Consider the following 18,095-nt stretch of genomic DNA (forward strand, 5'->3'; position numbering starts at 1 on the left):
CCGCGTGCAGCCGGCCCAGCAAGCGGCCCAGCCAGCTCAGCGTCTCGGGCTGTTCCAGCTCCGGCGCTCTGCCGACTCGGCGCTCGCTGACGGCGATGCGGAAGGTCGCGCCGTTGACCTCGGCAATGCCCAGCGTCGGCACGCCGTCCACCAATCTGAAAGCCGGGTCTTCCCACTGGGGCGCCAGCACCAGCGGTGGCACCACCGGCAGGTCGGCGTCGGCCAGCTCGGCGGAAAAAGCGTGTTCCTCGGCCAGCTGCGCGTCCGTCCAGCGCTCGGGCCGGTAGAACTTCGCGACCACCACGCGGCCGTCGTCCAGGTGCGCCTGCCAGACGCGGTTTTCGTAGGAGTTCAGCTGCAGCAGCCGGCCATCGGCCGGCAGGCCGGCCAGCGTCAGCGCCTGCAGCACCGCTTGCGGGTCGAGTGTTGCAAACGGGGAAGTGGCGGGGGAGACGGCAGGGGAGTCCGAGGGAGAAACAGGCATCGGGGCATGGTACGCCCGCGCTGTCCGCCGCTCAGGCGCCGGGCTTGGGCGGATCGTGGGGCGCGTCCAGCTCGCTGTTCGCGGCCGGCGCCTGCTTGCGGCTGCGCAACAGGCCGAAGCTGAAGAAGTTCACCAGCCGGTCCATGTGCTGGGCATTGCTCTTGAAGCGGTAGTCCAACTCGGCCGCCTGGCTTTCGACCAGCGCTTCCACACGCGAGGCCAACGAGTCGCCCGGCAACTGCAGCCTGGCCTCGGCCTCGCCGCCGTCGCGCACCACGGTGGCGCCGGCATTGCGGGCAATGCGCAGCATCGCGGTGTTTTCGCTCAGCGCGTGGATGATCAGCTGGGTCACGCCGCGGTTGCGGGCGTGCAGCACCGAGTGGTCGAACAGCCGGGCGCCGTAACCCCGCCCGCGCGCGCTCACGGCCACCGACACGCCAAACTCGGCCATGTGCCGGGAGGACGCAGCCACCCCTGGCATGCCCTCGCTCAGGTAGGCCAGGTGGGCCATGGCAATGAGCTGCAGCCGGCGGTTGAAGATGCCGAAGATTTCGTCGCGGCGGAAATCCAGTCGCTCGACGTAGCGCTTGATCTGCTCGTCGCTGGCCATGTAGCCAAAACGCAGGTAACGGTCTTCCGCGCTCAGCGCGAGCAGGTGCGACAGCACGCGCCCGCGATGGCGTGAGACCAGCGAGCGGATCGGAATCCAGCGGTAAGGCGTGGGGGGTTGAGGCGTTTGCGCCTGGACCGGGTCAGCCATGCGCGCTCCCAAGTGAGGGGTGGTCAATGAGAACCAAGGGAAAACCCTAGTATAACCGCGATGCCGGCCACCGAAGCCCGGAGCTGCAGGGGGATTGCGGGCCGCGGCCTGTTTGCGAGCACTGTGGTTTCGGCTATACTCGTCGGCTTTCCCGCAATCGGCGGGGAGAACGGGTCATGCTTTTGCAAAGTTCTTGCAATGTTCAGCCAGCAATGACTGAACCTGAAAGAACTCAAGAGAGGCAGGGCAACCGGAAGCCTGAGAGGCCGCCGGCTGCAAGCATCCCAGTCTGCCACGTGCTTCACGTGAGCGGCGGGGTGAAGGCAGTCTCCAAGTGGTTCCGATGGTGAATGGCCAGCCGTTCGAACAGCCGTTTCCTCTCTTTCAAAGAGAACCTCTCATGAAGACCTTCAGCGCCAAGCCGGCCGAAGTGACGCACGAGTGGCTTGTGCTCGACGCCACCGATCTGGTGCTCGGACGTGTTGCCAGCGAAGTGGCACTCCGACTGCGCGGCAAGCACAAAGCCATCTACACGCCTCACGTCGACACCGGTGATTTCATCATCATCCTGAACGCCGACAAGATCCGCGTCACCGGCAACAAGGCCAACGACAAGGTGTACTACCGTCACTCGGGCTTCCCGGGCGGTATCTACGGCACCAAGTTCAAGGACATGCAAGCCAAGCATCCGGGCCGCGCCCTGGAAAAGGCCGTCAAGGGCATGCTGCCCAAGGGCCCGCTCGGCTACGCGATGATCAAGAAGCTGAAGGTTTATGCCGGTGACCAGCACCCGCACGCCGCGCAGCAGCCCAAGCCGCTGGCAATCTGAGGAGCGCTGAATGATCGGTAATTGGAACTATGGCACCGGCCGTCGCAAGTCGTCGGTTGCTCGCGTCTTCATCAAGAAGGGCACTGGCCAGATTGTCGTCAACGGCAAGGCCGTCGGCGAATACTTCGGCCGTCAGACCTCGATCATGATCGTGCGCCAGCCGCTGCTGCTGACCGGCAACAACGAGACGTTCGACATCCAGGTCAACGTGCACGGTGGCGGCGAGTCCGGCCAGGCCGGCGCAGTGCGTCACGGCATCACCCGTGCGCTGATCGATTACGATGCGGCGCTCAAGCCTGACCTGAGCCACGCCGGCTTCGTGACGCGCGATGCGCGTGAAGTCGAACGTAAGAAGGTCGGTCTGCACGGCGCGCGTCGCAGGAAGCAGTTCAGCAAGCGCTGATCCATCCGACACGTCTTTCCCGGTGTCCCTGGGAAAGCCGAACAGCAAAGGCCGCTTCATGCGGCCTTTGTCGTTTCTGGGTGCGCCATGCGGAAAAGCTGCCAGGGAGCATGGGCTGAAGTGCCGATGCCGTTCCACTTTGTGCTTGTCGCGGTGAGTGTTGTATGCGCTGGAAACTGATTCGCCGCCGTTTGTCGATCTCGTCGCCACGCATGACGGTGCGCAGCCAGATGGCCTGGCCCTTGCGCTGGGTCGCTGCTGCGGTCGTGCTGGGCTTCTCGGCGGCGATTGCGCTTTGGGCCTTCGAGTTCGGCAAGGAGATCGCCGGGCTGGACCGCGGCGCCCAGGCCGAGCTGGTTCGGCTGCGCAACGAGCTGAGCCAACTGCGCGAGGAGCGCGAACACGCCCAGTCCATTGCTAACACGGCAGAGAGCCTGCTGAAGACCGAACGCGCCGCCGAGGAGCGCCTGGTCGAGCAGTTGAAGCAGTCCGAAGCCGAGAAGATGAGCCTCAAGGCCGACCTGGGCTTCTTCGAGCGCCTGCTGCCGACAACGGCCAGCGCCGGCGCGGAGTCGCTGCAGGTGCGCGGCCTGCAGGTCGATCAGGAGTCGCCCGGCCACTGGCGCTACCAGTTGCTGGTGATGCAGAGTGGCCGCCAGGCGCAGGCTTTCAGCGGCCATTACGAGCTGACCTTTTCCGGCACCGAGGACGGCAAACCCTGGACCCTGACGCTGCCCGGTGGTGCGCAGCCGCTGCAGGTCAAGCAGTACGTGCGGGTGGAAGGGCGGGTCGACGGCCCGGCGCATGCCGTGGTCAAATCCGTCGTCCTGCGGGTGACGGACAGCGCGGGCGGCGTTCGCGCCACGCAGACGCTGAAACTCTGAGCACGCTTCGTGCATCCGTTGGCACCACGCGTTGGGCAGTTCACGGGACAGGCGACCCACATCCGCCGGCCGGGGCTGAAGACTAAAACACCGCTAAGGAGTGTCAGTTCATGTTGTTCGGCAAGAAGAAGCAGCCCCCGATCCGCAGCCTGATCGGCGAGGGCAACATCGTTTCGGGCGAGTTGCGCTTCAAGGATGGCTTGCGCATCGATGGCGAAGTCCACGGGGACGTGGTCGCCGATGGCGAAGGCCCCAGCCTGCTGGTGATCAGCGAAAATGCCCGGGTCATGGGCAAGGTCAATGCTGGACACGTCATCATCAACGGGCAGGTGCACGGTCCCGTGCATTCCAGCGAGTTGCTGGAACTGCAACCCAAGGCCAGAATCGTCGGTGATGTGCGTTATGAAGCCCTTGAAATGCACCAGGGTGCCACCATCGATGGAGAATTGAGGCCTCGGTCTGCCGTAGAAGACAAGCCGACCCTGAAGCTGGCGGCCTCGAACGAGGTCTGAGAACCGCTCTACCCGTTCCCGCCCAGCCGCCCCGCTTAGATTTTTTCCAAGGATTTGCCATGAACGCCGTCGCCGAAACCCTCGTCCCTGTTGCTGATGCCACCAGCGACATGCCGGCCCCCATCGTCTTCACCGACAGCGCGGCATCCAAGGTCGCCGACCTGGTGGCCGAAGAAGGCAATCCGGATCTGAAGCTGCGGGTGTTCGTGCAGGGTGGTGGCTGCTCCGGCTTCCAGTACGGCTTCACCTTCGATGAAATCGTCAACGACGACGACACGCAGATGAGCAAGAACGGCGTGACGCTGCTGATCGATGCGATGAGCCTGCAGTACCTCAGCGGTGCCGAGATCGACTACAAGGAAGACCTGCAAGGCGCCCAGTTCGTGATCAAGAACCCGAACGCCACGACCACCTGCGGCTGCGGCTCCAGCTTCTCGGTCTGAGCGAGCGCCGCTCCCAAACAAAAGCCGCCTTCGGGCGGCTTTTTGCTGGGCGCTCCGTTCTTACGCTGCCGCCGCCGGGCCGTCCCAAGGCGGCAGCGTTACCCGCCTGGCGGGTGGACTTGCGTACCCGCGAGTCCGGGTGCAAACAAACGCTGCCGGCGCCGGGCCGCCCCAAGCTGGCAGCGCAACCCGCTCGGCGGGTGGGCTCGCGTACCCGCGAGCCCGGGTACGTCATGTCTAGCCGTGCAAGCGGCTGCTGCGCGGGACGCTTGCGAGCAGGAACTCCATCTGGTCGGCCACGATGCGCCGGCCGCGCAGGATCATGTCCTCGTGCAGGCTGGGCACGTAGGGCAGGTAGAGCAGGCCCATGCGGGCTTCTTCGGGCAGGCGGTTGCCCTTGTGGCCGTTGCAGCCGCGGCATGCGGTGATGCAGTTCATCCAGCTGTCCTGCCCGCCGCGAGACACCGGGATGATGTGCTCGCGGGTCAGTTCGTCGAATGCGAAACGGTGGCCGCAGTAGGCGCACACGTGGCGGTCGCGGGCAAACAGCTTGGGATTGGCCAGCGCCGGCGCCTGGCGCCAGGCGCGGGAGGGAATGGCGCCGCGCACGGCAATGATGGGGTGCAGCTCGATGCGAGACTGCAGGCCGGTGGTGCGCTGCATGCCGCCGCGCATCACATGGAAGGCATCGCCCAGGGTCCAGGCAATGGCGTTGCTGGCATAGAGAACGGCGGCTTCCTTGACCGTCATCCACGCCTGCGGGCGACCCGAGATGTCCAGCTGTAGCACCTCCATGATGTGGCGCGCTCCTTAACCGTCAAGCATAACTTGCCCGGCGTGTGGCTGCCAGCGTCGCGCTGTGACGTAGTCGCCGTCGCGACGGTTGCGGGTAAACCCGAAATTCGCGAGCGTCTCCGGGCAAAACGTGAAGCGCTGGGTTGCTGGCAGTGCTTTTCCCCAAAAAAAATCAGGACAAGGACTCGCGTGTCGGCGCTGATTTCTGCAAAATAGCACGATCGTTCGTTTCATTCCGATCCGACACCCAGCCGCAATCCCGCACCGTGCTCAGTCAGCCAGCTCCTCGCCGCGCCAGCGCCCGCACCATGCAAAAAGGTCAGCAGACCCGCGCCGCCATCCTCGATGCGGCGCTGGGCCTGGCCTCGAACATGGGGCTGGAAGGCCTGTCCATCGGCGCGCTGGCCGAGGTCACGGGCATGAGCAAGTCGGGTGTGTTCGCCCACTTCGGCTCGCGCGAGGAACTGCAGATCTCGGTGATCAAGGAATACCACGCGAAGTTCGAGGAAGAGGTGTTCTTCCCGGCCATCCGCGAGGCACGTGGCCTTCCGCGCGTGCGGGCGCTGTTCGAGAACTGGGTCAAGCGGGTGGCGGTCGAAATCGACTCCGGTTGCATCTACATCTCTGGCGCCGTCGAGTTCGACGACCGGCCAGGCCCGGTGCGCGACGCGCTGGCCGGCATGGTCAAGGCCTGGCAGGCGGCAATGGAGCGGGCCATCCGCCTGGCCATCGAAACCGGCCACTTGCGGACCGACACCGACCCGAGCCAAATGTTGTTCGAGGTGCACGGCCTGATCCTGGCGCTGCATCACGACGCCCGTTTTCTTCGCCACCCCGGTGCCGTGGAGCGTGCGCGCTCCGGCTTCGCCCGCATCGTTCGCGATTACGCCGCCTCGCCCGAATCGGCCGAGGCCACGCTTTCCCCTCTGGCGCCGCGCGCGGCCCATCGTTAATCGACGTCCATCAGGAGACTTCCATGCCCCAGTACAACCCACCCGTGCGCGACATGCAGTTTGTGCTGCACGAGCTGTTTGATGTCGCCAGCGAGTTCAAGCAGATCCCGGCCTTTGCCGAGGTGGACGTCGACACCATCAATGCGGTGCTGGAAGAAGGCGGCAAGTTCGCCTCGCAGGTGATCTTCCCGATCAACCTGAGCGGTGACGCCGAAGGTTGCACGCTGGACAAGACCACGCACGAAGTCAGCGCGCCCAAGGGCTTCAAGGAAGCCTACAAGCAGTACGTCGAAGGTGGCTGGCCCGCGCTGTCGTGCGACCCGGCATACGGCGGCCAGGGCCTGCCGCACACGGTCAACCAGTGCCTGTACGAGATGCTCAACAGCGGCAACCAGGCCTGGACCATGTACCCGGGCCTGTCGCACGGCGCCTATGAAGCGCTGCACGCACACGGCACCGACGAGCAGAAGCAGACCTACCTGCCCAAGCTGACCAGCGGCGAGTGGACCGGCACCATGTGCCTGACCGAGCCGCACTGTGGCACCGACCTGGGCCTGCTGCGCACCAAGGCCGAACCGCAGGCCGACGGCAGCTACAAGATCACCGGCGCGAAGATCTTCATCTCGGCCGGCGAACACGACATGGTGGACAACATCATCCACCTGGTGCTGGCCCGCCTGCCGGACGCGCCCGTCGGCTCCAAGGGCATCTCGCTGTTCGTCGTGCCGAAGTTCATGGTCAATGCCGATGGCTCGCTGGGCGAGCGCAACGGCATCTATTGCGCCGGCCTCGAACACAAGATGGGCATCCACGGCAACGCCACCGCGCAGCTGGTGCTGGAGAACGCCGTCGGCACCTTGGTCGGCCAGCCGAACAAGGGTTTGCAAGCCATGTTCGTGATGATGAACGCCGCCCGCCTGGGCGTTGGCAACCAGTCGCTGGGCCTGACCGAAGTGGCCTACCAGAACGCCGTGGCCTATGCCAAGGACCGCCTGCAGATGCGTGCGCTGTCCGGCCCGAAGGCACCGGACAAGCCGGCCGATCCCATCATCGTGCACCCCGACGTGCGCAAGATGCTGCTGACCGCGCGTGCCTATGCCGAAGGCGCCCGCGCGCTGGCCACCTACACCGTGGTCCAGCTGGACAAGGAACTGCACCACCCGGACGAGGCCGTGCGCGCCGAAGCGGCGGACGCCGTCGCGCTGCTGACGCCCATCATCAAGGCCTTCATCACCGACAACGCCTGGATTGCCACTTCGCACTGCATGCAGGTCTATGGTGGCCATGGCTTCATCCACGAATGGGGCATGGAGCAGTACGTGCGCGACGCCCGCATCAACATGATCTATGAAGGCACGAACACCGTGCAGTCGCTGGACCTGCTGGGCCGCAAGATCCTGGGTGACAACGGCAAGAAGATGAAGAAGCTGGGCAAGATGGTGGCCCAGTTTGTGGAAGACGAAGGTATCTCCGAAGAGATGCAGGAATTCGTCAACCCGCTGGCTGACCTGGGCGAGAAGGTCACCAAGCTGACGATGGAAGTCGGCATGAAGGCCATGGGCAATGCCGACGAAGTGGGCGCCGCGGCGGTGGACTACCTGCGCGTCGTCGGCCACCTGGTGTTCGCCTACATGTGGGCTCGCATGGCCAAGGTCGCGCTGGAAAGGCAGAACTCGGGCGACCCCTTCTACAAGGCCAAGCTGATCACCGCGCGCTTCTACTTCGCCAAGCTGCTGCCTGAAACGGCCAGCCTGATCCGCACCTGCCGGGCCGGCTTGGCCCCGCTGGAGATGGACGAGGCCCTTTTCTAAAGTCACAGGTTCCAGAAGCCACCGAGCGCCGCCGCAGAGCGGCGCCGCATCACCCCCGGCCACCGTGCCATTGTCCTGGAGACAAACCGATGAAGAACACCCTGATCGCCCTGTCACTGGCCGCCTTTGCGGCGGCCGCATCCGCACAGGCCACGCCGGCCGGTTTGTGGAAGACCATCGACGACGAAACCAAGACCGAGAAGTCGCTGGTGCGCGTGACGGACAACGGGGGAATCTTCAGTGGCAAGATCGAGAAGCTGATGGATCCGGCCAAGGCCAACGCCGTCTGCGAGAAGTGCAGCGACGAGCGCAAGGACCAGGCCATCATGGGCATGACCATCATCCGAGCCGTCAAGCACAACCCGGATGACGCCGAGCTGTGGGACGGGGGCGACATCCTCGATCCGAACAACGGCAAGGTCTACAAGGTCCGGCTCAAGCCCGTCGACGGTGGCAAGAAACTGGAAGTCCGGGGCTACATCGGTGCGCCGCTGTTCGGCCGCACCCAAACATGGATTCGTGTCGAATAAGACACACAAGGAGAAGCAATGAGCAGGTTCCAGGTTCGCAAGGTTGCCGTGCTGGGCGCCGGCGTGATGGGCGCGCAGATCGCCGCCCATCTGGTCAACGTCAAGGTGCCGGTCGTGCTGTTCGACCTGCCGGCCAAAGAGGGCCCTAAAAGCGGCATCGCGCTGAAGGCGATTGCCAATCTCGCCAAGCTGAAGCCGGCGCCGTTGGGCGTGCCGGAAGACGCGGCCCGCATCACGCCGGCCAACTACGAAGAGCACCTTGACCTGCTCAAGGAATGCGACTTGGTGATCGAGGCGATCGCCGAGCGCATGGACTGGAAGCTGGACCTGTACACCAAGGTTGCGCCCTTCATCGCGCCGCACGCCATCGTCGCGTCCAACACCTCTGGCCTGTCGATCACCAAGCTCAGCGAAGCGCTGCCTGAAGAGATCAAGCCGCGCTTTTGCGGCATCCATTTCTTCAACCCGCCGCGCTACATGAGCCTGGTCGAGCTGATCCCCACGCCGACCACCGTGGCCAGCTACCTGGACCAGCTCGAAGGCTTTGTCACCAGCACGCTGGGCAAGGGCATCGTGCGCGCCAAGGACACGCCCAACTTCATCGCCAACCGCGTGGGCATCGCTGGCATGCTGGCGACCATCCATGAAGCCGCGCAGTTCGGCCTGTCGTACGACGTGGTCGACGACCTGACCGGCAAGAAGTTCGGCCGCGCCAGTTCCGGCACCTTCCGCACCGCGGACGTGGTCGGCCTGGACACCATGGCCCACGTCATCAAGACCCTGCAGGACAATCTCAAGGACGATCCGTTCTACGGCAGCTACGCCACGCCGCCGGTGCTGGCCAAGCTGATCGAGCAGGGCGCGCTGGGCCAGAAGGCCGGCGCCGGCTTCTACAAGAAGGTCGGCAAGGACATCCTGCGCCTGGACCCGGTCAAGGGCGAATATGTGCCGGGCGGCGGCAAGGCCGACGCCATCGTCGACCGCATCCTCAAGAAGCCGGCCGCAGAGCGCCTGAAGCTGCTGCGTGAGTCGACCAACCCGCAGGCCCAGTTCCTGTGGGCCATCCTGCGCGACGGCTTCCACTACGCCGCGGTGCACCTGAAGGACATCGCCGACTCGGCCCGCGAGATCGACTTCGCGATGCGCTGGGGCTTCGGCGCCAAGCAAGGCCCGTTCGAGCTGTGGCAGGAAGCCGGCTGGCAGCAGGTGGCCGGCTGGATCAAGGACGACATCGAAGCCGGCAAGGCGCTCTGCAAGGAGCCGCTGCCCGCCTGGGTGTTCGACGGCCGCACTGGCGTGCACACGCCCGAAGGCTCGTGGTCGGCTGCGCAATCAACCTACCTGCCGGTCTCCAAGCTCGCGGTCTACGGTCGCCAGCACTTCCCCGAAGCCGTGCTGGGCAGCGGCGCGGTGGATCCGCTCAAGAGCGGCACCGAGCTGTTCAAGAACGACGAAGTGCGTGTCTGGACGCTGGACGGCGAAGTCGTCATCGCCAGCATCACGGCCAAGCTGCACCTGATCAGCCCGACCGTCACGGAAGGCCTGCTCAAGGCTGTGGAACTGGCCGAGCAGAGTTACCAAGGCCTGGTGATCTGGTCGCCGGACGACGTGTTCTCCGCTGGCGCCAACCTCGAAGCCCTGATGCCGGTCTTCATGGCCAAGGGTGCCAAGGGGATTGCACCGGAAGAGAAGAAGCTGCAGGACATGATGCTGCGCATGCGCTACGCCAGCGTGCCGACGGTTGCGGCAGTGCGCGGCATCGCGCTGGGCGGCGGCTGCGAGCTGGCCGTGCATTGCAGCCAGCGCGTGGTGGCGATGGAAAGCTACATGGGTCTGGTCGAAGTTGGCGTGGGCCTGATCCCCGGCGGTGGCGGCCTGACCTACATCGCCCGCCGTGCCGCTGAAAACGCGGTGGCCGGTGCCGGCGCGGACCTGCTGAACTTCCTGAAGGAAGGCTTCCAGGCTGCGGCCATGGCCAAGGTCGGCACCAGTGCGCTGGAGTCCAAGAAGCTGGGCTACCTGCTGGACAGCGACATCGTCGTGCCGCACAAGGACGAGCTGCTCTACATCGCCATCAGCCAGGCCAAGGCCATGGCCAACGCCGGCTACCGCGCACCGGTCGCCAAGCCGATCCCGGTTGCTGGTCGCATGGGCATCGCCACCATCAAGGCCCAGCTGGTCGGCATGCGCGACGGTGGCTTCATCAGCAAGCACGACTTCCACATCGCCAGCCTGATCGCCGACGTGGTCTGCGGCGGTGAAGTGGACGCCGGCACGCTGGTGACCGAGGAATACCTGATGGCGCTGGAGCGCAAGCACTTCTGTGCGCTGCTGGAACATCCCAAGACCCAGGAACGCATCATGGGCATGCTGCAAACCGGCAAGCCGGTCCGGAATTGACCCACCCCCGAGCGGCTAGCGCCGCTCCCCCTCAAGGGGGCGACACCAGCGGCCCGGCAAAGCCGGTTCCGCGGCGTCTACCCGGTTAAGACATGGTCTGCGCCCTGATCCAGGGTAGAGGACAAGGAGATTGACATGACCAAGCAAGTGCAAGACGCCTACATCGTCGCCGCCAGCCGCACCCCCATCGGCAAGTCCGGCCGCGGCTACTTCAAGAACACCCGCTCCGACGACCTGCTGGTGCGCGCCATCCAGTCGGCCCTGGCCCAGGTGCCCAACCTGGACCCGGCGCTGATCGAAGACGCGGTCATCGGCTGCTCCTTCCCCGAAGGCGAGCAGGGCATGAACATGGCCCGCATCGCCGTGGCGCTGGCCGGCCTGCCGCACACGGTGGGCGGCATCACCGTCAACCGCTTCTGTGCCTCGGGCATCAGCGCGATCCAGATGGCTGCCGACCGCATCCGCGTTGGCGAGGCCGACCTGATGATCGCCGGTGGTGCCGAGTCGATGAGCATGGTGCCCATGGGTGGCAACAAGCCCTCGTTCAACCCCGAGATCTTCACCAAGGACGAGAACGTCGGCATTGCCTACGGCATGGGCCTGACCGCCGAGAAGGTCGCGGACCAGTGGAAGGTCAGCCGCGAAGACCAGGACGCGTTTGCGCTGGCCTCGCACCAGAAGGCGCTGAAAGCCCAGGCCGCCGGCGAATTCACCGACGAGATCTGCCCGGTCGACGTGATCGAGCGCGTGCCCAACCTGCTGACCGGCGAGATCACGAAGAACGTGCGCACCGTCAGCCTGGACGAAGGCGCCCGCCCGGACACCTCGCTCGAAGGCCTGGCCAAGCTGCGCCCGGTGTTCGCCGCCAAAGGCAGCGTCACGGCTGGCAACAGCTCACAGACCTCCGACGGCGCCGGCGCGCTGATCCTGGTCTCGGAAAAGATCCTCAAGCAGTTCGACCTGAAGCCGCTGGCGCGCTTCGTCAGCTTCGCCAGCCGTGGCGTGCCGCCGGAGATCATGGGCATCGGCCCGATCGCCGCGATCCCCGCTGCGCTGAAGAACGGCGGCCTGAGCCTGTCGGACATCGGCTGGATCGAGCTGAACGAAGCGTTTGCCGCGCAATCGCTGGCTGTCATCCGCGACCTCGGGCTGAACCCCGATGTCGTCAATCCGATGGGCGGCGCGATCGCGCTGGGCCATCCGCTGGGCGCCACGGGCGCGATCCGCGCCGCCACCGTGGTGCATGCACTGCGTCGCCACAAGCTGAAGTACGGCATGGTGACGATGTGCATCGGCACGGGCCAAGGCGCCGCCGGCATCTTCGAGGCGCTCTGATCGGGCTTATCCTCTTGAGGGCGACCTACCAGGGTCGCCCTTTTTCATTCAGGAATCGCAGGAGACTTCCATGAGCATCAAGACGGCCATCGTGGACGGCGTGGCCACCATCGAGATTGCCCGCCCCGAAAAGAAGAACGCGCTGACCCAGGCCATGTACCAGGCCATGGCCGACGCGATCAACGACGCGCAGCTCGACAGCACCGTGCGCGCCATCCTGATCACCGGCCAGCCCGGCATCTTCACCTCGGGCAACGACATCGAGGACTTCATGCAGCGCCCGCCGCAAGGCCTGGACTCGCCGGTGTTCCAGTTCATGCAGTCGCTCGAAGCCTGCGAGAAGCCGGTCATCGCCGCCGTCACCGGTGCTGCGGTTGGCATCGGCACCACGCTGCTGCTGCATTGCGACCTGGTCTACGTCAGCGACGAAGCCCGCCTGGCCATGCCGTTTGTCAGCCTGGGCCTGGTGCCGGAGTACGCCTCCAGCCTGCTGGTGCCGCAGTTGCTGGGCCATGTGAAGGCGGCCGAGAAGCTGCTGCTGGGCGACCCGTTCAACGGCGCTGAAGCGGTGGAGATGGGCATTGCCAACGCCGTGCTGCCAGCCAGCGAAGTGCTGGCCCATGCCCGCCGCATGGCCGAGCGCTTCAACGCGCTGCCGCCCGGCGCCGTGCGCGACAGCAAGCGCCTGATGAAGGCCGGCCAGCGCGCGCTGGTCAAACAGACCCTGGCCAGCGAAGCCGAAATCTTCGGCCAGCGCCTGCGCAGCCCCGAAGCCGCCGAAGCCTTCCAGGCCTTCTTCCAGAAGCGCAAGCCGGACTTCAGCAAGTTCTCTTGAACTGAGGCACCCGGCTTCGCGAGCACCTGAAGCCACTCGCCGGGCGGTCTTGCCTCGCCCGCCTAGAATCGGCTGATCATGGAAGCACAGCGCATCACGCTCGCGTTGGTAGACAGTTCTGCCGGCTATGAGGCCAGGCCGGATCGTGTGCGCCTGGGCGATCTGGCCCGCTTTGCCGATGATGTGCAGACCTTTCTTCGTGGCAATGGCCGCGAAGTGGACACGCAGCAACTCGAAGTGGCGATTCGGGACGGCTCGCTCGCCATCGAGACGGCACCGCTGCCGGCCGCCCCCAAGCTCTTCCAGGACCTGCAAGCGCTGCTGACAGGTGAGTTGCTGGATGGCCTGGACGCCCGGCGCAAGGAAGTGGTGGAGCGCTGGCAGAAGGCGGCACGCAAGAGCCGGGCGCTGGCCTATCGGATCTCTGCACCGTTTCTGTCGCAGCCCGTCGTCGTGAGTGCCCAGACGGACTACCGTGCCGACGATGCCGATCAATGGGTTCAGGTCGAGCGCTACATCCGCGGCGAGATCCAGGACCTGGGCGGCGCCAACAAGGTCAACGCCCATGTGCGCTTGCCCGACGGTTCCACATTGACTGTGAGCACCGAAAAAGACTTGCTGCGTGACGACAAGGTCAATCGCCTTTACAAGACTGCCATGCTGCGTGTGAAGGCCGAATACAACGTGCTGACACGCGAGCTGCGCAACGCACGCCTGTTGGCGTTCGTCGAATACGCCTCGACAGTGGACGAGGAGCAGTTGGCCCGCTTGGCTCAACGCGGCGCTGCGGCCTGGAAGGACGTTGCAGATCCGGTGGCCTGGGTCGACGAACTGCGCGGGGGCGAGTCTTGAACAGCGTGCTGTTGGACACCAGCTTCCTGATCACGTTTGCCAATCCTCAGCGGCCTCATCATGAGGTGGCGATGCGCTACTTTCGTGAATGCGTGCAGCGGCAGGTGCCGATGTACCTCTCCAGCATCGTGATCTCGGAATTCCAGGTCAAGCAGGCCATCAACGATTTGCCACTGCGCAACTTTGTCGTGCTGCCGTTCAATGTTGATCACGCGATGCGTTGCGGCATCCTGGTGCGGCAGTTCCAGCGTGATGCCGAGGACGACCGCGTGCGGGTGAAGGACGACTTCAAGCTGATCGCGCAGTGCGATTGCGAAGGGATCACCCATTTGCTGAGCGAGGATGCCGGTACGCTCGTGAAGTACGTCGCGAGGTCCCAGGTGCCCGGGGCGCCGTCGACAAGAACCGTGCTGCTCAAGGACGGTTTCGACACCGCCTGGTTCGAGAACGGCCAGCGACCCTTGCTGGGCGAAAGCTAGACACCCACGGACGGATTGCCCGGCAGCGGCTCGGCGGCCGTCGCTTCCGGCTGCGCTCCCAGTCCGCAGCTCGGGCAGTAGCGGAAGAACACGTTCTTGCGGGTGCTGCAGCCACCGCAGCGGTTGAACAGCGTGAGGCCGCAGTGCACGCAGAAGTCGGGCTTGACGTCGCCGGTGGTAAGGATGGCGCGTTCGCAGGCGGGGCAGACGTTGGCGGCCATCTTCTTCAGCGCTTCCTCGGGCGCCAGCGTCTGGCGGCGCTGCACCTCGGTCTGCTGCTCGGCGGCGGCACGGCGCGCCAGGTAGCGGCGCATCGCGCGGATCGCGTAGTGGCCGCCCAGGCCGGTCAAGAGGATGCCCACGCCGTAGCGCACATAGCCGCCGTAGCTGGGCAGGTAGGGCACCAGCTCGAAGAAAAACGCGAAGGCGGCGAACAGCACGAAGCCGCGCATCAGCGGCCAGTGGTCGCTGCGGCGCTTCTTCAGCACCAGCCAGGCGGCAATGACGAGCAGCGGCAGCGTCAGCGCCAGCCGCAGGCCGAACACGCGCAGCTCCTGACGGAACATGGCTTGTTCGTAGGCGCCGCTGGCGTCGTGCAGCAGTGTGTCGAGCCGGCGCTGGTGCGCGTCTCGGGCCTGCTGCAGGTCCAGCGTCTCCTGGTTCAGCTTTTCCTGCTTCTGCTGGCTGCTGCGCTCGGCGTCCTTCAGCCGGTCCAACTCGGCCACGCGGCGTTTCACTTCGGGGTCCTGGCTCGCGTCGCCGGTCACTTGCCGGCTGGCCAGCCAGTTCTGCTGCGCATTGCGGGCCGACTGGTAGGCGCTGTTGGCGGCCGTCATCTGCAGCCGCACCTGCTCCGCGTCTTCGCCCAGCGCGCGCTCACGCTCGTCCAGGTCCTTGATCTGCTCGCGCTCGGCGGCCAGCGTGTTGGCGTCGGCAAACTGCTCGACGCTGAGGCTGGGCTCGACCTGCGGCAGGTCGCCGATGAGCTTGCCACCCAGGCCGATCAGGAAGCTGGCGAAGACCAGCGACACGATCCACATCAACAGCGCAAACGCGCGCTCCGGAACTCGCAGGCTCTTGAACATGGGGTGTCTCGTGTTGGTTGTGCAGCGTCAGTGCAGGATCATTCGGCCAGCGGCTTGGGGATCTCGCGCGGTTGGCCGTTCATGTCGATGGCCACGTAAGTCAGATTGGCCTGGGTCACTTTCACCACCTGCAGGTTGCTGGGATTGCGCTCGGCGAACACCTCCACGCGCACCGTCACCGAGGTGCGGCCGATGCGCGTCACGGTGGCGTAGAAGCTCAGCAGGTCGCCCATCGAGACCGGCTGCTTGAAGATGAACTCGTTGACCGCCACCGTGGTGATGCGGCCCTTGGCAATGCGCGCCGGCAGCACCGAGCCGGCCAGGTCCACCTGGGCCATGATCCAGCCGCCGAAGATGTCGCCGTTGCCATTGGCATCGGCCGGCATGGGCATCACACGCATGACCAGGGTTTGATCGGTCGGCAAGCCCGGCGTGCCGGCCTGGGGCACACTGGAAGGCGTGGGAGCTGCGCTCATGCAAGGTTCCTTTGAATCGACATACATCTCGCTGGATTGTTTCACGATGCGCCGCGCTTCCTCTGCCCTGTCGGAACCCCCTGCACCTGCGGCCGGTGCAGCCCCGGAGCGCTCCGACTGGGCCACGCTCAAGCGCCTGCTGCCCTACCTGTGGCAGTACAAGCTGCGGGTGGTGCTGGCGCTGGGCTGCCTGATCTCGGCCAAGGTGGCCAACCTGGGCGTGCCGCTGCTGCTCAAGCACATGGTCGACAGCCTGTCCATTCCGGCTGGCGACCGGCGCGCGCTGCTGGTGGTGCCGGTGGCGCTGCTGCTGGCCTATGCCGGGCTGCGGCTGGCCACCTCGGTGTTCGGCGAGCTGCGCGAGTTGGTGTTCGCCAAGGCCACGCACGGCATCTCGCGCCAGATCGCGCTGCAGACCTTCCGGCACCTGAATGCGCTCAGCCTGCGTTTCCACCTGGAGCGGCAGACCGGCGGCATGACCCGTGACATCGAGCGCGGCACGCGCGCGCTGCAGTCGCTGATCTCGTATTCGCTCTACACCATCCTGCCCACGCTGGTGGAGCTGACGCTGGCGATGGTGCTGCTGGGCACCCAGTTCGACGCCGGCTTTGTCTGGATCACGCTGGCGGCGCTGGCCAGCTACATCGTCTTCACCGTCAGCGTCACCGAATGGCGCACCCAGTACCGCCGCACGATGAACGAGCTGGACTCCAAGGCCCAGAGCCGGGCAGTGGACGCGCTGCTGAACTACGAGACGGTGAAGTATTTCAACAACGAGGACTTCGAGGCCGAGCGCTACGACCGCGGGCTGGACGCCTACCGCCGCGCGCAGATCAAGTCGCAGACCACGCTGTCGATGCTGAACACCGGCCAGCAGCTGATCATCGCGACCTCGCTGCTGGCCATGCTGTGGCGGGCCACTTCCGGCGTGGTGGACGGCCACCGCTCGCTGGGCGACCTGGTGATGGTCAACGCGCTGTTGATCCAGCTCTACATTCCGCTGAACTTCCTGGGCGTGCTGTACCGCGAGGTCAAGCAAAGCATCACCGACCTGGACAAGATGTTCAAGCTGCTGGAGCGCGAGCGCGAGGTGCAGGATCCGCCGGGCGCGCAGGACCTGCAGGTGCGCGGCGGGGCGGTGCGCTTCGAGAACGTGCGCTTTGCCTACGACCCGGCGCGGCCCATCCTGCATGACCTGAGCTTCGAGATCCCGGCGGGCAAGACGGTGGCCGTGGTCGGCGCCAGCGGTGCGGGCAAGAGCACGCTGGCGCGGCTGCTGTACCGCTTCTACGACGTCAGCGAGGCCGGTGGCGGTCGCATCACCATCGACGGCCAGGACATCCGCGCGGTCACCCAGGACAGCCTGCGCCGGGCCATCGGCATCGTGCCGCAGGACACGGTGCTGTTCAACGACACCGTGGGCTACAACATCGGCTACGGCCGCACCGGCGCCACGCAGGAAGAGATCGAAGCCGCGGCGCGCGCCGCCCACATCCACAGCTTCATCGCGGCCCAGCCCAAGGGCTATGAGACGACGGTGGGCGAGCGCGGGCTGAAGCTCTCCGGCGGCGAGAAGCAGCGCATTGCCATTGCCCGCACGCTGCTGAAGAACCCGCCCATCCTGATCTTCGACGAGGCCACTTCGGCGCTGGATTCGGCCAACGAACGCGCCATCCAGGCCGAGCTGAAGAGCGCCGCCGAGGGCCGCACCACGCTGGTCATCGCCCACCGGCTGTCCACCGTGGTCGACGCGCACGAGATCCTGGTGATGGAGGCCGGCCGCGTGGTCGAGCGGGGCCACCACGAAGCCCTGCTGGCCCAGGGCGGGCGCTATGCCCGCATGTGGACGCTGCAGCACCGCAGCGAGGCAGCGCCGGTGGTGCTCTGAAGGTTTCCATTCCTGTCCCTTTTTCAATTGGAGTGAGCGGAGCGATGCAACCCGTTGTGCTGATGCTGAATGCCCTGTCCGACGCGCACCGCGCGATGATCGCGGCGCACTGCGAGCTGATCTACGCGCCCCGTGCCAAGCGCGCATCGGCCATTGCCGAACACGGCGCCCGCATCAACGCGGTGCTGACCATCGGCACCATCGGCCTGACGGCCGAGGAAATGCAGGCCATGCCGCATCTGGAACTGGTCTGCGCGCTGGGTGTGGGTTACGAGCGCATCGACGTGGCAGCGGCCCGCGCGCGCGGCATCGCGCTCGGCCACGGCGCCAACACCAATGCC

At 65.7% G+C, this 18,095-nt stretch carries 19 protein-coding genes and 1 pseudogene; 15 read left to right on the top strand and 5 right to left on the bottom strand.

Annotated elements, in window-relative coordinates; translation table 11 throughout:
* Together FKP22_RS04860 and FKP22_RS04865 are read right to left on the bottom strand one after the other, a co-directional pair.
* On the bottom strand, positions 1-484 hold a 484-nt coding region (locus FKP22_RS04860), incomplete at its 3' end, for a phosphotransferase (RefSeq protein ID WP_141285730.1).
* A gap of 31 nt (positions 485-515) precedes the next feature.
* On the bottom strand, positions 516-1,244 hold the full coding sequence (locus tag FKP22_RS04865) for a GNAT family N-acetyltransferase (protein ID WP_141285732.1): 729 nt from the start codon (positions 1,242-1,244) through the stop codon (positions 516-518).
* A gap of 400 nt (positions 1,245-1,644) precedes the next feature.
* Here FKP22_RS04865 and rplM point away from each other — a divergent pair, with 400 nt between their 5' ends.
* The 5 genes from rplM to erpA all read left to right on the top strand — a co-directional run bounded on the left by rplM (position 1,645) and on the right by erpA (position 4,315).
* Positions 1,645-2,073: a 50S ribosomal protein L13 gene (gene rplM, locus FKP22_RS04870; protein WP_141285734.1), complete on the top strand. Its 429-nt coding sequence runs from the start codon at positions 1,645-1,647 to the stop codon at positions 2,071-2,073.
* A 10-nt stretch (positions 2,074-2,083) separates the two neighbouring features.
* Positions 2,084-2,476, top strand: a complete 393-nt coding sequence (gene rpsI, locus FKP22_RS04875) for a 30S ribosomal protein S9 (RefSeq protein ID WP_141285736.1) — start codon at positions 2,084-2,086, stop codon at positions 2,474-2,476.
* Between the two features lie 164 nt (positions 2,477-2,640).
* Positions 2,641-3,360, top strand: a complete 720-nt coding sequence (locus FKP22_RS04880) for a DUF6776 family protein (RefSeq protein WP_141285738.1) — start codon at positions 2,641-2,643, stop codon at positions 3,358-3,360.
* Between the two features lie 113 nt (positions 3,361-3,473).
* Positions 3,474-3,872 carry a bactofilin family protein gene (locus FKP22_RS04885; protein ID WP_141285740.1) on the top strand — a complete coding sequence of 133 codons (399 nt, stop codon included), beginning with the start codon at positions 3,474-3,476 and terminating at the stop codon, positions 3,870-3,872.
* Positions 3,873-3,931: 59 nt separating this feature from the next.
* Entirely contained in the window at positions 3,932-4,315 is a 384-nt protein-coding gene (gene erpA / locus FKP22_RS04890; RefSeq protein WP_141285742.1) for an iron-sulfur cluster insertion protein ErpA, read from the top strand.
* A 237-nt stretch (positions 4,316-4,552) separates the two neighbouring features.
* On the opposite strand, the gene FKP22_RS04895 is transcribed toward erpA, so the two are convergent.
* Complete coding sequence (locus FKP22_RS04895) at positions 4,553-5,110, bottom strand: HNH endonuclease (RefSeq protein WP_141285744.1); 558 nt, start codon at positions 5,108-5,110, stop codon at positions 4,553-4,555.
* 308 nt (positions 5,111-5,418) lie between these two features.
* Here FKP22_RS04895 and FKP22_RS04900 point away from each other — a divergent pair, with 308 nt between their 5' ends.
* The 8 genes from FKP22_RS04900 (at position 5,419) to FKP22_RS04935 (ending at position 14,305) form a co-directional block, all read left to right on the top strand.
* On the top strand, positions 5,419-6,063 hold the full coding sequence (locus tag FKP22_RS04900) for a TetR/AcrR family transcriptional regulator (protein ID WP_141285746.1): 645 nt from the start codon (positions 5,419-5,421) through the stop codon (positions 6,061-6,063).
* A gap of 23 nt (positions 6,064-6,086) precedes the next feature.
* Positions 6,087-7,874, top strand: a complete 1,788-nt coding sequence (locus FKP22_RS04905) for an acyl-CoA dehydrogenase C-terminal domain-containing protein (protein WP_141285748.1) — start codon at positions 6,087-6,089, stop codon at positions 7,872-7,874.
* An 89-nt stretch (positions 7,875-7,963) separates the two neighbouring features.
* Complete coding sequence (locus tag FKP22_RS04910; protein WP_141285750.1) at positions 7,964-8,404, top strand: DUF2147 domain-containing protein; 441 nt, start codon at positions 7,964-7,966, stop codon at positions 8,402-8,404.
* A gap of 18 nt (positions 8,405-8,422) precedes the next feature.
* On the top strand, positions 8,423-10,804 hold the full coding sequence (locus FKP22_RS04915) for a 3-hydroxyacyl-CoA dehydrogenase/enoyl-CoA hydratase family protein (protein ID WP_141285752.1): 2,382 nt from the start codon (positions 8,423-8,425) through the stop codon (positions 10,802-10,804).
* A 135-nt stretch (positions 10,805-10,939) separates the two neighbouring features.
* Positions 10,940-12,139 carry an acetyl-CoA C-acyltransferase gene (locus tag FKP22_RS04920; RefSeq protein ID WP_141285754.1) on the top strand — a complete coding sequence of 400 codons (1,200 nt, stop codon included), beginning with the start codon at positions 10,940-10,942 and terminating at the stop codon, positions 12,137-12,139.
* A gap of 70 nt (positions 12,140-12,209) precedes the next feature.
* Positions 12,210-12,974 carry an enoyl-CoA hydratase gene (locus FKP22_RS04925; protein WP_141285756.1) on the top strand — a complete coding sequence of 255 codons (765 nt, stop codon included), beginning with the start codon at positions 12,210-12,212 and terminating at the stop codon, positions 12,972-12,974.
* 78 nt (positions 12,975-13,052) lie between these two features.
* Positions 13,053-13,826, top strand: coding sequence for a hypothetical protein (locus FKP22_RS04930; protein ID WP_141285758.1), 774 nt, complete (start codon positions 13,053-13,055; stop codon positions 13,824-13,826).
* A gap of 71 nt (positions 13,827-13,897) precedes the next feature.
* Complete coding sequence (locus FKP22_RS04935) at positions 13,898-14,305, top strand: hypothetical protein (RefSeq protein ID WP_141285760.1); 408 nt, start codon at positions 13,898-13,900, stop codon at positions 14,303-14,305.
* On the opposite strand, the gene FKP22_RS04940 is transcribed toward FKP22_RS04935, so the two are convergent.
* Both FKP22_RS04940 and FKP22_RS04945 read right to left on the bottom strand, forming a co-directional pair.
* Positions 14,302-15,390 (bottom strand): zinc ribbon domain-containing protein, encoded by a 1,089-nt coding sequence (locus tag FKP22_RS04940; RefSeq protein WP_141285763.1) that lies wholly within the window; start codon positions 15,388-15,390, stop codon positions 14,302-14,304. The two genes, FKP22_RS04935 and FKP22_RS04940, sit on opposite strands and share 4 nt — an antisense overlap.
* A gap of 38 nt (positions 15,391-15,428) precedes the next feature.
* Positions 15,429-15,866 carry an acyl-CoA thioesterase gene (locus FKP22_RS04945; RefSeq protein WP_141285765.1) on the bottom strand — a complete coding sequence of 146 codons (438 nt, stop codon included), beginning with the start codon at positions 15,864-15,866 and terminating at the stop codon, positions 15,429-15,431.
* A gap of 46 nt (positions 15,867-15,912) precedes the next feature.
* Between FKP22_RS04945 and FKP22_RS04950 the strand changes: the two genes are divergently transcribed.
* Entirely contained in the window at positions 15,913-17,754 is a 1,842-nt protein-coding gene (locus FKP22_RS04950; RefSeq protein ID WP_141285767.1) for an ABCB family ABC transporter ATP-binding protein/permease, read from the top strand.
* 44 nt (positions 17,755-17,798) lie between these two features.
* A pseudogene (locus FKP22_RS04955) lies at positions 17,799-18,095 on the top strand (2-hydroxyacid dehydrogenase); the annotation flags it as partial.

Source organism: Ideonella azotifigens (assembly GCF_006519715.1).
Classification (GTDB): Bacteria; Pseudomonadota; Gammaproteobacteria; order Burkholderiales; family Burkholderiaceae_C; genus Ideonella; species Ideonella azotifigens.

What these genes read in the sequence shown, in the direction of transcription:
- FKP22_RS04925 (WP_141285756.1), top strand. Translation starts at nt 12,210, where the DNA reads ATGAGCATCAAGACGGCCATCGTGGACGGCGTGGCCACCATCGAGATT.
- FKP22_RS04880 (WP_141285738.1), top strand. Translation starts at nt 2,641, where the DNA reads ATGCGCTGGAAACTGATTCGCCGCCGTTTGTCGATCTCGTCGCCACGC.
- FKP22_RS04935 (WP_141285760.1), top strand. Translation starts at nt 13,898, where the DNA reads ATGCGCTACTTTCGTGAATGCGTGCAGCGGCAGGTGCCGATGTACCTC.
- FKP22_RS04940 (WP_141285763.1), bottom strand. Translation starts at nt 15,390, where the DNA reads ATGTTCAAGAGCCTGCGAGTTCCGGAGCGCGCGTTTGCGCTGTTGATG.
- FKP22_RS04895 (WP_141285744.1), bottom strand. Translation starts at nt 5,110, where the DNA reads ATGGAGGTGCTACAGCTGGACATCTCGGGTCGCCCGCAGGCGTGGATG.
- FKP22_RS04910 (WP_141285750.1), top strand. Translation starts at nt 7,964, where the DNA reads ATGAAGAACACCCTGATCGCCCTGTCACTGGCCGCCTTTGCGGCGGCC.
- FKP22_RS04920 (WP_141285754.1), top strand. Translation starts at nt 10,940, where the DNA reads ATGACCAAGCAAGTGCAAGACGCCTACATCGTCGCCGCCAGCCGCACC.
- FKP22_RS04905 (WP_141285748.1), top strand. Translation starts at nt 6,087, where the DNA reads ATGCCCCAGTACAACCCACCCGTGCGCGACATGCAGTTTGTGCTGCAC.
- FKP22_RS04915 (WP_141285752.1), top strand. Translation starts at nt 8,423, where the DNA reads ATGAGCAGGTTCCAGGTTCGCAAGGTTGCCGTGCTGGGCGCCGGCGTG.
- FKP22_RS04945 (WP_141285765.1), bottom strand. Translation starts at nt 15,866, where the DNA reads ATGAGCGCAGCTCCCACGCCTTCCAGTGTGCCCCAGGCCGGCACGCCG.
- FKP22_RS04900 (WP_141285746.1), top strand. Translation starts at nt 5,419, where the DNA reads ATGCAAAAAGGTCAGCAGACCCGCGCCGCCATCCTCGATGCGGCGCTG.
- erpA (WP_141285742.1), top strand. Translation starts at nt 3,932, where the DNA reads ATGAACGCCGTCGCCGAAACCCTCGTCCCTGTTGCTGATGCCACCAGC.
- FKP22_RS04950 (WP_141285767.1), top strand. Translation starts at nt 15,913, where the DNA reads ATGCGCCGCGCTTCCTCTGCCCTGTCGGAACCCCCTGCACCTGCGGCC.
- rplM (WP_141285734.1), top strand. Translation starts at nt 1,645, where the DNA reads ATGAAGACCTTCAGCGCCAAGCCGGCCGAAGTGACGCACGAGTGGCTT.
- FKP22_RS04930 (WP_141285758.1), top strand. Translation starts at nt 13,053, where the DNA reads ATGGAAGCACAGCGCATCACGCTCGCGTTGGTAGACAGTTCTGCCGGC.
- rpsI (WP_141285736.1), top strand. Translation starts at nt 2,084, where the DNA reads ATGATCGGTAATTGGAACTATGGCACCGGCCGTCGCAAGTCGTCGGTT.
- FKP22_RS04865 (WP_141285732.1), bottom strand. Translation starts at nt 1,244, where the DNA reads ATGGCTGACCCGGTCCAGGCGCAAACGCCTCAACCCCCCACGCCTTAC.